Source organism: Nocardioides convexus, assembly GCF_011090295.1.
In genome coordinates this window covers 1,742,477-1,754,726 of sequence record NZ_JAAMYA010000001.1, presented here as the reverse complement: position 1 = coordinate 1,754,726, position 12,250 = coordinate 1,742,477, and the positions used below count along the sequence as shown (strand labels likewise).

The following is a 12,250-nucleotide window of genomic DNA, read 5'->3' as shown; positions in this document are numbered from 1 at the left end:
CACCTCTAGGGTACGGGGCGGCTACGCGGGCTCCGGCTCGTCGGCGAACCAGTCCACCTTGATCCGATCGAGGTTGACGACCTTGCCGCGTCCTGGCCCCTGCTTGGGCTTGCCGCGTACGACGACGATGGGCCTCGCGAGGTTCTCAGCGAGCATCTGGCGGCGTCCCTCGAGGTTGCTCGTCGCCCATCGCTCGGCGACCGTCTCCCCGGTCAGGTGGATGGTGTCCATGCGCTGCACGGGCGTCGCCTGGGCCGCTTCCAGTGCCGCCCTGGCCTTCTGCGCGGCCTCGAAGTTCTCGGCAGTCAGTGCCTCACCCAGAGCCTTCTGGGCAGCGGCGTCGGCCTCCCTGGCGGCCTCGAGTTCCTCGCCGCCCATGAGCACCGTTCGGATCTCGCTGTAGGGCTCGTCGCCGAACCGCTCGAGGAACCGGCGCTCGATCTCGTCGTCACAGGCCTTGGCTCCGATGGTGGCGCCACCTGGGCATGTGCCGTTCTGGCCCTGTCGGAGGCAGACGTACCGGGTCGGATAGTTGGTGCCGTCGCCCTTGGGTCGTCCTCCGGCCGTTGTCAGGTTGCCGCCGCAGCCACCGCAGCGCCCGAGGCCGCTAACGAGCAGATGGGCAGCCGGTCGACCGCCGTTGTGCTTCTTCACCCCGTGCCGCGAGGGCTGCAGCCGCTCCCCGAGAGCGCGGTACGTCGCGGCGTTGAAGATGTGCTCCCTCGACGGCTCGCTCAGGAGGGTGTTGATCAGCGTGGTGCGCTGCCACTCGAAGCCGCGCCGCGTCTTGTGGCCCTCGCGATTCAGCCAGAAGACCGTCTGCCGGAGCGAGTCTCCCCGGAGCACTCGGGCAGCCGCCTCCTCGAGGACGACCGCCTCGGCGTCGTCGCGCTCGAGGTACTTGCCGACCTTGCCGCCGTCCATCGGGTCGGGGCGCTCAACGACCCGGCAGCCGAACGGGATGGCGCCACCCGGGAAGCGCTTGGAGTTGGCGAGGCGCTGCTTGGTGTCGATGTTCCGCTGCTTGATCCGCTCGCGCTCTGCTCGGGCGACCTCGGCGGCGATGACGAAGCGCCAGCGGAAAGCCTCGGCGTCGCGCTCGGAGTCGAGGCCGTCCACGGTGACCAGCCGGGCGGGGGAGCGGACGACAGCGCCGGTCGTGGAGTCCTTGCCCTCGACGACGTCGAGCACCATGGCGGCGGCGTTCACACCCTCTCGCGTGAGCCGGTCGCTGTGGCTCGCGATGAGGGTCCCGACGTGGCCCTTCCGTGCGTCGGCCAGCCAGGCCAGGAACTCGGGCCGGTTTCGGATGGCGCCGCTGGTGCCGTTGTCGACGTGGACGGCGTACACGTCCAGCCCCAGGCTCGCGGCGAGCCTTGTGACAGTCGTCGATCATGCCCTCGAGGCTGAGGTTGGACCCCTTGGCCTGCCGAGACAGACGGATGTAGAGCGAGGCGCTCCCAGCGGCATTCTTCATGCGAAAAGTATATCTGTGTGCAGATGCGGCCGAGCCGGATCGTCGTCGGCGAGGTGCGCGCCGAGGAGTGCCTTGACCTGCTGCTCGCCCTCAACGCCGGCCTGCCGGGGATGTGCACGCTGCACGCCAACAGCGCGCGGGAGGCGCTGACCAAGGCGTGCACGCTGCCCCTGCTCGCCGGCGAGAACATCTCAGCCCGCTTCGTCGTGCCGACGGTCGCGGCGTCGATCGACCTCGTCGTGCACCTCGCGCTCGACCCGAGCGGCGCGCGCCGGGTGGTGGAGATCGTCGCGGTGCCGGGACGGATGGAGGGCGACGTCATCGAGACCGAGTCCGTCTTCGAGTGGCACGACGGGCGGCTGCGCCGCGGGATCGGGCTGCCGCCGCGCCTCGACCGCTTCCGCCGGATCGGGATCGACGTGGTCCGGCTGCTCGGCGAGGCAGACTGATGGGCGCGCTGGTGGGGCTGGGCTTCGGGCTGGGCTGCCTGCTCGTCTGGTCCGCGTTCAGCGCCTCGCCGGCACCACCGGCCGTGCGCCGGCCCGGCCGTCTGGAGCGGATCCTCGCGGAGGCCGGGATGCGGGAGGTCGCGCCCCGCTCGGTGCTGATCCTGTGCGCGGGCTGCGGCCTGCTCGCGGTGGTGCTCGTGCTGGGCCTGACCCGCACGGCCACCCTCGCCGTGGTGCTGGGGGCGCTGGCCGCTGGCCTGCCCGTCGTGGTGGTGCGCGGGCGTGCCCGGCGGCGCCGGCGCGAGCCTGGCCGAGGTGTGGCCGGAGGCGGTGGACGACCTCGCGTCCGCCGTACGCGCGGGGATGTCGTTGCCCGACGCGGTCGCCGCCCTGGCGGGGCGGGGTCCGGAGGCGCTGCGCCCGGCGTTCGCCGCCTTCGCGCTGGACTACCAGGTCTCGGGACGCTTCGGTGATTGCCTCGACCGGCTCAAGGATCGCCTGGCCGACCCGGTCGGCGACCGTGTGGTCGAGGGCCTGCGGATCGCGCGCGAGGTCGGTGGGGGCGAGCCTGGGGCGGCTGTTGCGCAACCTGTCCGGCTACCTGCGCGACGACCTCCGGATCCGCTCCGAGTCGGAGGCCCGGCAGTCCTGGACGGTCAACGGCGCGCGGGTGGCGGTCGGTGCGCCGTGGGTCGTGCTGCTGCTGATGGCCACCCGGCCGGAGGTGATCGAGCGCTACCAGTCGCCCGCGGGCGCGCTGGTCCTCGTGCTCGGTGCGGGCCTGTGCGTGCTGGCCTACCGGCTGATGATCCGGCTCGGCCGGCTCCCCGTCGAGCGCAGGGTGCTGCGATGAGCCCGGTGCTGAGCGGCGCCCTCCTCGGCCTGGGTGCGGCGACCGGTCTGCTCCTGGTCGGGGCCCGGCTCCTCGCGCTGCGTCGTCCCCGGCTGCGGCTGCGGGTGCTGCCCTACGTCCGCGACCTGGTGCCCGCCGACCGCGCGCCGGTGCCGGGGTCCACCCGCGCGGTGACGGCGGTGTTCGGCCCGGCGCTGTGGCGCGCGGCCGGGCTGGTGGACCGGGCGGTGGGTGGCGCGCCGTCGGTACGACGCCGGCTGGGCCGGGCGGGTCTCGACCTCGCTCTTCCGGAGTTCCGCGTGCAGCAGGTCCGGTGGGGGCTGGCCGGCTTCGCGATCGCGGCCGCCTACGGCCTGCTCCGGACCTGGTCTGCGCCGGGCGACGCGCTGCCGCTGGTCGTGGTCTGCGCCGGCGCGTTCGTGCTGGGCGTGCTGCTGCGCGACCAGCGGCTCACCGCGCAGGTGAAGCGGCGTGAGGACGCGATCGTGGCGGAGTTCCCGACCGTGGCCGAGCCTGCTGGCGCTGAGCGTCGCCGCCGGGGAGGCGCCGGTCGCCGCCCTGCAGCGAGTGGTCCGGCGCAGCGGCGGCGAGCTTGTCGCGCGACCTGGTCGAGGTGCTGGCCCGGATCCGCACGGGCGAGCCGGTGGCCGATGCCTTCGACCGGCTGGCGGCCGCGACCGGCGTACCGGTGGTGGCGCGCTTCGCCCGTGCCGTCGCGGTCGCCGTCGAGCGCGGCACCCCGCTCGCCGACGTGCTGCACGCCCAGGCCGCCGACGTCCGCGAGGCCGGTCGCCGCGCGCTGATCGAGCAGGCCTCGCGCAAGGAGATCGCGATGACGGTCCCGGTGGTGTTCCTGGTCCTGCCGGTGACGATCGTCTTCGCCTTCTGGCCCGGCTACGTCGGGCTCACCCTGACCTCTTGAGATCTCGGAAGGAACCCACCATGAGGATCACCCGACGCATCCGCCGGCGGCGACCCGACGAGCGCGGCGACGTGCCGGGCTGGGTGCTGGTCACCATCATGACCGTGTCCATCGGCATGGCGATCTGGACGATGGCCAAGCCGCAGCCTGGTCGGCATGCTCGAGACCGCGCTGAGTCCGGTGAAGTGAGCGCCCGGCGCGACCAGCGCGGCTCGGCGCTCGTCGACCTGACCCTGGTCGTGCTGGTCCTGCTGCCGGCCGTGCTGGGCATCGTCCAGGTCGCCCTCGTCCTGCACGTGCGTACGACGCTCGCGGCCGCCGCCTCCGAGGGCGCCCGGCTCGCCGCCACCGCGGGGGCGGGTCCGGAGGCCGGGATCCGGCGCACTCGCGAGTCTCGTCGCCGACGGCATCGGTGGCCGGTTCGCGACCGACATCGAGGTGCACCGGGCGATGCTCGGCGGCGCGCCGGCCGTCGAGATCACCGTGCGCGCGGAGGTGCCGGCCCTCGGTCTGGGCGGACCCGCGGTGCGGTTGAGCGTGACCGGGCGGGCGGTCGAGGAGGCGCCGCCGTGACCGCTCGCGACGAGCGGGGGAGCGGCCTGGTCGAGATCGTCTGGCTCGGCCTGCTCCTGCTGCTCCCGCTGCTGTGGGTGGTGCTCTCAGCGGCCGAGGTGCAGCGCGGGTCGTTCGGCGTGAGCGGAGCGGCGCGGGCGGCCGCGCGGGCGTTCGCTCTCGCCCCCGACGACGCGACGGGCGCTCGTCGCGCGGAGGCCGTCGCACGCCAGGCCCTCGCCGACCAGGGGCTGCACGAGGTGCCGGTCCGGGTGGTGGTGTCGTGCACGCCGTACCCGCACGCGTGCCACCGGGGAACCTCGGTGATCACCGTGCGCGTGGAGTCCGCGGTCGACCTGCCGCTGCTACCCGACGTGCTCGGCGCCGGAGCGCCGACGTTCCAGGCTCAGCGCCGAGCAGTCCGTCCCGATCGGGCGCTACCGGGAGGGCGGCCGGTGAGGACCGAGCGCGGCAGCGCGGCGCCGCTCATCCTCGCCTTCATGGTGGTGGTGCTGATGCTGGTCGCGGTGGTGGTGGACACCAGTGCGGCGTACCTCACCCGGCAGCGGCTCGACGAGACTCGCCGACGGCGCCGCCCTGCAGGGTGCCGACCTCGGTGCCCAGGGCCGTGAGGTCTACGGAAGCGGCCTGGGCGAAGGTCCGCTGAGGGTCTCGCGGCGTGAGGCGGAGCGGGCGGTGCGGTCGTACCTGCGCGACGCGGGTGCCTCCCGCGACCACCCGGGCCTGCGGGTCACCGTGCGCGTCGACCGCGGCCGGGTCCTGGTCGACCTGGCCGCGCCGATGGACCTCCCGCTCGGGCTGCCCGGCGCGGCCGACCGGGCGACGGTGCGGGCCCGTGGGTCGGCGGTGGTGCAGCCCGAGGGGTGAGTCACCGCAAGCCTCGCCTGGCGGTCGCGCCCCGTTGACCGTTGGTTCACCGGCCGTTGGCCGGACCTCGTGAGGGTGCAGGCGAACTGCTCGCCACGCCGGCGCTCGGGCCCGGCCGCACCCCCGAGGAACGCCACCCCGTGCGCACCCCATCCCGCGGCCTGTCCGCCGCCCTCTCTGCTGGCCTGGCCGCCGTCGTCGGCCTCGTCCCGCTCTCGCTCGCCGTGTCCGCGGTCCCGGCCCACGCCGCGTCGCCGACGGAGGTGAAGATCAACGAGATCATCACCAACAGCCCGACCAAGGCCGACGCGATCGAGTCTCACCAACATCGGCACCGAGCCGGTCGACGTCTCCGGCTGGGTCGTCAAGGACAACAACGACGCGCGGACCCTCGCCATCGCGGCCGGTACGACGCTCGCGCCCGGCGCGTTCGTGACGGTCACCGTCGACGGCGTCCCGAACGGCTTCGGCCTCGGCAACGGCGACGCCGCCCGGATCTTCCTGCCCGACGGCACCACCCTCGTCGACGGGCACACCTTCGCCAGCCACTCGGCGCCGTCGTGGTCGCGCTGCCCCGACGGCACCGGTCCGTTCGTCCAGGCCAGGTCCGAGACGCTCGGCGCGGCCAACGACTGCCCGGGCGTGGGCGACCTGGTGATCAACGAGGTGGAGTCGAGCGGCGACAGCACCAACGGCGACTGGATCGAGATCGGCAACCCGACCGGCGTGGCGATCGACGCCTCCGGCCTGGTGCTCAAGGACAACGACGACACCCATGCCGTGACCGTCCCCGCCGGCACCCTGATCCCGGCGGGCGGACGCAGTGCCGTCGTCGTGGAGAACCCCGCCGGCACCGCCCCGGCCGGCCACTTCGGCCTCGGCGGCGCGGACTCGGCGCGGATCTTCCGGGCCGACGGGACGACGCTCATCGCGTCGTACTCCTGGACGGCGCACGCCACCACGACGTACGGCCGCTGCCCGGACCTCACCGGTGCGCTGACGACGACCGGCGCCCCGACCTTCGGCACGGCGAACACCTGCGCGGACCCGGCCACGCCCGGCGACGTGCGGCTCAACGAGGTGGAGTCCAACGGCGACACCGTCGGCGACTGGGTCGAGATCACCAACGCCGGTGGGACGCCGGTCGACGTGTCCGGCTGGAAGGTCCGCGACTCCGACGCCGTCCACCCGTTCGCGGTCATCCCGGCCGGTACGACGCTGGCGCCCGGTGGTTTCTACGCGCTCTACACCGAGTTCCCCGCCCCGGGCTTCGGCCTCGGTGTCGACGACAGCGTCACCCTCTTCAAGGCCGACGGCACCACGACCGTCGACACCTACGCCTGGACCAGCCACGCCGCGACGACCTACGGCCGCTGCCCCGACGCCACCGGCGCGTGGCAGGTGACCACGGTCGCGACCCGCGGCGGGGCCAATGCGTGCAGCCCGATCCGGGTCAACGAGGTCGAGTCCAGCGACGCCGCCGGCGGGCCGGACTGGGTCGAGCCTGGTCAACCTCTCGGCCAGTGACGTCGACGTGGCCGGCTGGGTCGTCAAGGACAGCACGGACACGGACCCGACGACGCTGCCGGCGCCGAGCGTCGTACCGGCCGGTGGTCACCTGGTCGTCCACCCCCTCGCCGGCCTGGGCGGCTCGGACGCGGTGCGGCTCCTCGACCCGAGTGGGAAGGCTCATCGACTCCTACGCCTGGACCGCGCACGCGACGCAGACCTACGGCCGCTGCAAGGACGGTGTCGGCACCTTCGTCGACAACGTCGCGCCGACCCCGGGAGCCGTCAACAGCTGCCCGGGCCTCGACACCCAGGCCTGGCCCGGCTCGCCGACCGTGCGCACCGCGGACCTCGCCGAGACCTTCAACCAGGACGCCAGCGGTCTCGTGCTCGACCCGGCCGACCCGGGCGTGCTCTGGGTCGCGCAGAACAAGGCGGGCACCCTCAACAAGGCTCGTCCAGGACGGCGACGGCTACGTGCGTGCGGCGGACTGGCCGACCGGGCGCAACCCGAGGTACCACGACGGCACCGGCTCGCCCGACACCGAGGGCATCACCTTCGGCCCGGACGGCGCGGTCTACCTCGCCGCCGAGCGCGACAACGAGGTCAGCGGCGTCAGCAAGAACACCGTGCTGCGCTACGAGCCGGGCACGTCGATGAACGCCACCGACGAGTGGGCGCTCAACGGCTTGCTGCCCAGCCTCGGCGCGAACCTCGGGCTCGAGGGCATCACCTGGATCCCCGACAGCGTGCTCGTGGCCGGCGGCCTGAAGGACCAGAGCACCACGCAGGCCTACGACCCCGCGCACTACCCGGCGCACGGCACCGGCCTCTACGTCGTCGCCGTGGAGGGCACCGGCCTGCTCTACGTCCTCGCGCTCGACCAGACCGCCGCGGTGCAGGAGAGCGCGCACCTCGTCGCCACGATCGACCCGCAGACTCAAGACCAACGCCGGCCCGCCCGGGGTGATGGACGTCGTGTGGGACCCGGAGACGGCGAGGCTGTGGGCGGTCTGCGACGACTCGTGCGACGGCACCACCGTCAACCTCGGCCTCGCCGACGGCACCTGGTCGATCACGGCGGCCTACGACCGGCCCGCCGGGATGCCGAACCTCAACAACGAGGGCTTCGCGCTCGCGCCGCAGTCCAGCCTGCGTCGGCGGCGCCAAGACGGTGCTGTGGAGCGACGACGGCGACACCGACGGGCACTCGCTGCGCGCCGGCACCTTCCCGTGCACCGTGCTGCCCGACCCGGCGATCGTCAACGACGCGAAACCGGCGATCACCGGTACGCCGACGGTGGGCGCCACGTTGTCAGGGACCGCGGGCTCGTGGACGCCCACGCCGACCCGCACGTCGTACCAGTGGTTCGCCGGGGACGCCGAGATCGCGGGCGCCACCTCGGCGACGTACACGCTGACGACCGCGGAGACCGGCAAGCCGATCACGCTGCGGGTCACCGCCGGGGCGGACGGGCACACCGACGCGGTTGCCGTCTCCGACCCCACGGCGCCGGTCGCGAAGGCCGCCGTCGCCAGCACGCTCGCGCCGCGGATCACCGGGACCGCCAAGGTGGGCCGGACACTCACCGGCACCGCCGGCACCTGGAGCCCGTCGGCGGGCTCGCGGGCCTACCAGTGGCTGGCGAACGGCGTACCGATCGCCGGGGCGCGGGCGACGACGCTCAAGGTCGGCCCGGCCCTCGTCGGCAAGCGGATGAGCCTGCGCGTCACCGCCTCGGCGACGGGCTACCTCGACGGCGTCGCGACCTCCGCCGCGACCGCCCCGGTCGTGCGCGCCGCCTTCGGCCTGGGCAGGGCACCGCGCCTCCTCGGCACGCCGAAGGTGGGGCGCACCCTGACGGTCCAGCCCGGAGTCCTGAGCCCGGCGGCGACGACGGTGACCTTCGCCTGGTACGTCGACGGCAAGCGGGTCTCGACCGCACCGCGGCTGAGGCTGAAGCGCGGCTGGGTCGGCGACCGGGTCACCGTGAAGGTGGTCCTCGCCCGGCCCGGCTACACGACCCTCGTGCGAGCCACGAAGGCGGTGAAGGTGCGCCGCTGACCCGGCGCAGCACGCACAACGGGCCCCGGTCGACGACCGGGGCCCGTTGGCGTGGGGGTGGGTGAGGTCAGGCTCGCCGCGTACGGCGTCTCGGCGAACGCCGGCGCGTAAGCTCGTGTTGCCCGCGAAGGCTGACCTGGAAGCCCTGCAGGACCAGGGCTCCCGTGCGCAGCGGCACGTCGCACTTGGCGTAGCCGTTCGCGTCGGTGACCGCCGTGCACATGTCGGTGACCCCGCCGTTGAGGACCGGACCCGTGGTGAAGACGAGCGTCTGCCCGGCGAGCGGCGCGCCGCCCAGCCCGGTCAGGGTCGCCTCCACGCGCGAGTAGTTGTCCGGGGGTGTGTCGGCGATGTGGTGGGCGACCAGCGTGGGCGCGGCCCTCTCCACGACCTGGACGAGCACGGGGGAGGTGCTCGGGGCGTGGCTCTCGTCGCCGGCGTACGACGCGGTGATCGCGTGGCTGCCGGCGGCGAGACCCGGGACGGCGAGCGTCGCGTGGCCGTCGGTGAGGGTCGCGGTGCCGAGGACGGTGCTGCCGTTCCTGAAGACCACGGAACCGGTCGGCGCGGAGACGCCCGGGGCGCCGTTCGCGACGGTGGCGGTGAGCGTCACCGTCTGCCCGTACGTCGCCGGGCTGCTCCCTGACGCCACCCCGGTCACGGTCGACACCGCTCCGACGGTCTGGGAGGTCGTGCCGACCTGACCGTCGAAGTTGAAGCTCGCCGACGTACACCGCACGGATCTCGTGCTGGCCGGGGGCGAGCGTGGAGACAGCGAAGGAGGCCGTGCTGGTGGCGGCCGTGGCCGACGGCGTCAGGCCGACCGCGCCGAGCAGCGTGCCGCCGCGCCAGAGCCTGCACCGTGCCGGTGGGCTTGCCGGTGGCCGGGGCGAGCGCCGCGACCGTGGCGGTGAAGGTCACCGTCTGGCCGTGCTCGGAGACCGGGTCGTCGGAGTCGAGCGCGAGGGTGGTCGCGCCCTTGGTGACCGCCTGGCCGTTGCCCTGGTCGAGCACCCCGGTGCTGGCGACGAACCGGGCGTCGCCGCTGTAGGTGGCGGAGATCCGGTAGGTGCCCGGCGACAGCGAGTCTGAACGCACCGCTCGTCGCCCTGCCGTCCACGAGGGCGACGGAGCCTGCCGAGGGTGGCGCCGTTGACGGTGAACTGCACCGTGCCACCCGCGACCCCCGCACCCGGCGCCACCGGCGAGACGGTCGCCGTGAAGCGGACGCCCTGGCCGGACTGCGACGGGTTCACCGAGGAGGTCAGCAGGGTCCCGGTCTGGGCGCGCTGGACCTTCTGCGCGACCGAGCCGTTGCTGCCGTTGAACGAGTCGTCGCCGTCGTACGTCGCGACCACGGCGTGCTGGCCGACCCCGAGGTCGTCGACGGTGATGGAGGCGACGCCGCCGGTCCCGGAACCGACGGGAGCGGTGCCGAGGACGGTGGGGCCGTCGGTGAAGGTGATCGTGCCGGACGGCGCGCCGGCGCCGGGTGCGAGCACCGCGACGGAGGCGGTGAACGTCACCGGCTGGCCGTAGGACGACACCGGCGCCGAGTCTGGTCACGACGGTCCTGGTGGCGGCCTTGTTGACGGTGTGGCTCGCGGCGGCCGACGTGCTGGTGACGAAGTTCGGGTCCGCGCTGAGGTACCGGGCCTTCACCTGGTGGGTGCCACGGCCGAGCGTGGCGAGACTCGATCGAGGCGGTGCCGCCGGCGAGCGTGACGTAGGCGCCGGGCTCGCCGTCGATCTCGAACTGGACCGCACCGGCCGGCGTACCGGTCGCGGGGCTGACGGGGCTGACCGTCGCGGTGACCGTCACCGGCTGGCCGACGACCGACGGGTTCGGCGAGGAGGACACGGTCGTCGTGGTGTGCGCCGCGGCGACCTCCTGCTCGAGGCTGTCCGAGCCGCCGGCGAACTTCTCGTCGCCCTCGTAGTTCGCGGTGATCACGTGCTCGCCGGCGTCCAGGCCGACGGCCGGGGAGACCGCTGTGCCGTTGTTGAGCGGGACCGGCTGGCCGATCGGGTGACCGTCGGCCGCGAACTGCACCGTGCCGGTCGGCTCACCCGCGCCGGGCGCGACCACGTCGACGTCGGCGGTGAAGGTGAGCGGCTCGCCCGCGACCGCGTCCGGGTGGGACGTGGCGAGGCTGACGGTGGTGTCGGCGCGGTTGACGCCGTGGGTCGTGGCGGCCGAGTCTGCTGGAGGCGAAGTCCCCGTTGCCGTTGTACGTCGCCTGCACGTCGTGGTTGCCCGGGCGCAGGTTGCTCACGGTCAGGCTCGGCGGTGTCGCCGGCCAGGGGAACCGCGGTGCCGTAGGGCTCGCCGTCGATGTTGAACTGCACGCCTCCGGCGGGCTGGCCGACGCCGGGCGAGACCACGCCGACGGTGGCCGTGAAGGTCACCGCCTGCCCGGTCACCGTGGGCGAGCCGGTGCTGGTGAGCACCGTCGAGGTCGGCGCCTTGCCGACGACGAGCTCCTTGGTGGTGGCCGTGCTGGTGAGCAGGTTGGCGTCCCCGGCGAAGCGGGCGCCGATCGTGTGCGTGCCCGTGCTCAGGTCGTCGGTGGCCACCGAGGTCGCCACCCCGCCGGAGACCGCGACCGGGGCGCCGAGGTCGGCACCGTCGACGGTGAACTGGACGTTCCCGCTCGGGGTGCTCGTGCCGTTGACCCGCTCGACCTGGGCGGTGAAGGCGACGGCCCGGCCGTGCACGACCGGTCCGGGCTGGACCAGCGTGGTCGTCGACGGGTTCTTCTCGACCGTGAACGGCGTCGACGCCGAGGAGGCCTTGTAGAAGGTCGTCGCCGCGAACGACGCGGTGACCGTGGCCGTGCGCGGGGGCCCGCCACCGGGAGCGAGGCGGTGGCGATGCCGCTGGCGTTGGTGGTGGCGTTGACCGACGTACCGCCCGACAGGGAGAAGGTGACCGTGCGGTTCGGCAGCACGGACGCCGACAGGTTCGGGTCGGTCAGCGTGGCCCGGACCGTGACGGAGGTGTTCTGCGCACCCTCGGTCGCGCCGGAGTAGGCCAGCCTGGGTGAGGTTGTCGATGGTGACCGCGCGGTCGGTGGTGGTCGTGCTGTTGGTGCAGTAGAGGAAGCCCGAGCGCTTCCGCTCGATCGCGCGGGCCGTGTAGGCCCCGTTGGCGTAAGCTGTGCGAGTCGACGGTGACGCTCTTGGCGCCGGTGCCGCCCTGCACGCTCTCGAACACGACCGAGCCGCCGCTGAGCAGCCTGCAGCGTCGTCTGCGGTCCGCTCGCGTTGAGGCAGCCGGTGCCGTCCGAGGCGCCGCCCGCCGACAGCGTGAAGCCTGCCGCGCAGGACGGCGCCGGAGGACGGCGCGGTGATGTCGGCGGAGGCCGACGAGGCCAGGACGACGGGGATCCCCAGCGTCAGGGTGGAGGCCGCGAGAGCAGCGATCATTCGGCGCACGGCAGTTCCTTTCATCGGAGCCGGGCTCACTTGAGGATGGCGCCGGGCGCCGTGGACGAGAGGTGGTTGGCGTCCCCGAGGAAGGTGGCCGTGTAG

The 12,250-nt window shown here is 73.7% G+C and carries 13 protein-coding genes and 2 pseudogenes; 10 read left to right on the top strand and 5 right to left on the bottom strand.

What is annotated here, in order from left to right; genetic code table 11:
* Positions 1-21: 21 nt before the first annotated feature.
* Positions 22-1,371: pseudogene (locus G5V59_RS13060) on the bottom strand (recombinase family protein); the annotation flags it as partial.
* A 129-nt stretch (positions 1,372-1,500) separates the two neighbouring features.
* Here G5V59_RS13060 and G5V59_RS13055 point away from each other — a divergent pair.
* From G5V59_RS13055 to G5V59_RS13015, 10 genes are all read left to right on the top strand, one after another.
* The gene (locus G5V59_RS13055; protein WP_278256716.1) at positions 1,501-1,926 is read left to right on the top strand and encodes an ATPase, T2SS/T4P/T4SS family; all 426 of its coding nucleotides are present in this window, start codon (positions 1,501-1,503) and stop codon (positions 1,924-1,926) included.
* The gene (locus G5V59_RS13050; RefSeq protein ID WP_278256715.1) at positions 1,926-2,399 is read left to right on the top strand and encodes a hypothetical protein; all 474 of its coding nucleotides are present in this window, start codon (positions 1,926-1,928) and stop codon (positions 2,397-2,399) included. The genes G5V59_RS13055 and G5V59_RS13050 overlap by 1 nt, the downstream gene beginning before the upstream one ends.
* A 107-nt stretch (positions 2,400-2,506) precedes the next feature.
* The gene (locus G5V59_RS13045) at positions 2,507-2,779 is read left to right on the top strand and encodes a hypothetical protein (RefSeq protein WP_278256714.1); all 273 of its coding nucleotides are present in this window, start codon (positions 2,507-2,509) and stop codon (positions 2,777-2,779) included.
* A 196-nt stretch (positions 2,780-2,975) separates the two neighbouring features.
* Complete coding sequence (locus G5V59_RS36640; protein ID WP_341350933.1) at positions 2,976-3,254, top strand: hypothetical protein; 279 nt, start codon at positions 2,976-2,978, stop codon at positions 3,252-3,254.
* Between the two features lie 138 nt (positions 3,255-3,392).
* A complete protein-coding gene (locus tag G5V59_RS13040) occupies positions 3,393-3,701 on the top strand; it encodes a type II secretion system F family protein (protein WP_341350932.1) in 309 nt (102 codons plus the stop codon).
* A 20-nt stretch (positions 3,702-3,721) separates the two neighbouring features.
* Complete coding sequence (locus G5V59_RS13035; RefSeq protein ID WP_278256712.1) at positions 3,722-4,885, top strand: TadE/TadG family type IV pilus assembly protein; 1,164 nt, start codon at positions 3,722-3,724, stop codon at positions 4,883-4,885.
* Between the two features lie 64 nt (positions 4,886-4,949).
* Positions 4,950-5,141, top strand: coding sequence for a hypothetical protein (locus G5V59_RS13030; protein ID WP_278256711.1), 192 nt, complete (start codon positions 4,950-4,952; stop codon positions 5,139-5,141).
* Positions 5,142-5,573: 432 nt separating this feature from the next.
* Positions 5,574-6,668 (top strand): lamin tail domain-containing protein, encoded by a 1,095-nt coding sequence (locus G5V59_RS13025; protein WP_278256710.1) that lies wholly within the window; start codon positions 5,574-5,576, stop codon positions 6,666-6,668.
* Entirely contained in the window at positions 6,578-7,621 is a 1,044-nt protein-coding gene (locus tag G5V59_RS13020) for a hypothetical protein (RefSeq protein ID WP_278260298.1), read from the top strand. The genes G5V59_RS13025 and G5V59_RS13020 overlap by 91 nt, the downstream gene beginning before the upstream one ends.
* Before the next feature lie 342 nt (positions 7,622-7,963).
* Entirely contained in the window at positions 7,964-8,716 is a 753-nt protein-coding gene (locus G5V59_RS13015; RefSeq protein WP_278256709.1) for a hypothetical protein, read from the top strand.
* A 67-nt stretch (positions 8,717-8,783) separates the two neighbouring features.
* On the opposite strand, the gene G5V59_RS13010 is transcribed toward G5V59_RS13015, so the two are convergent.
* The 4 genes and pseudogenes from G5V59_RS13010 to G5V59_RS12995 all read right to left on the bottom strand — a co-directional run.
* On the bottom strand, positions 8,784-9,368 hold the full coding sequence (locus G5V59_RS13010) for an Ig-like domain-containing protein (protein ID WP_278259831.1): 585 nt from the start codon (positions 9,366-9,368) through the stop codon (positions 8,784-8,786).
* Positions 9,369-9,373: 5 nt separating this feature from the next.
* Positions 9,374-10,282, bottom strand: coding sequence for an Ig-like domain-containing protein (locus G5V59_RS13005; protein ID WP_278256708.1), 909 nt, complete (start codon positions 10,280-10,282; stop codon positions 9,374-9,376).
* Positions 10,239-10,805 carry an Ig-like domain-containing protein gene (locus tag G5V59_RS13000; RefSeq protein ID WP_278256707.1) on the bottom strand — a complete coding sequence of 189 codons (567 nt, stop codon included), beginning with the start codon at positions 10,803-10,805 and terminating at the stop codon, positions 10,239-10,241. Before G5V59_RS13000 ends, G5V59_RS13005 begins: the two co-directional genes overlap by 44 nt.
* Positions 10,806-11,185: 380 nt before the next feature.
* Positions 11,186-12,145 (bottom strand): annotated as a pseudogene (locus G5V59_RS12995) (Ig-like domain-containing protein); the annotation flags it as partial.
* Positions 12,146-12,250 lie beyond the last annotated feature (105 nt).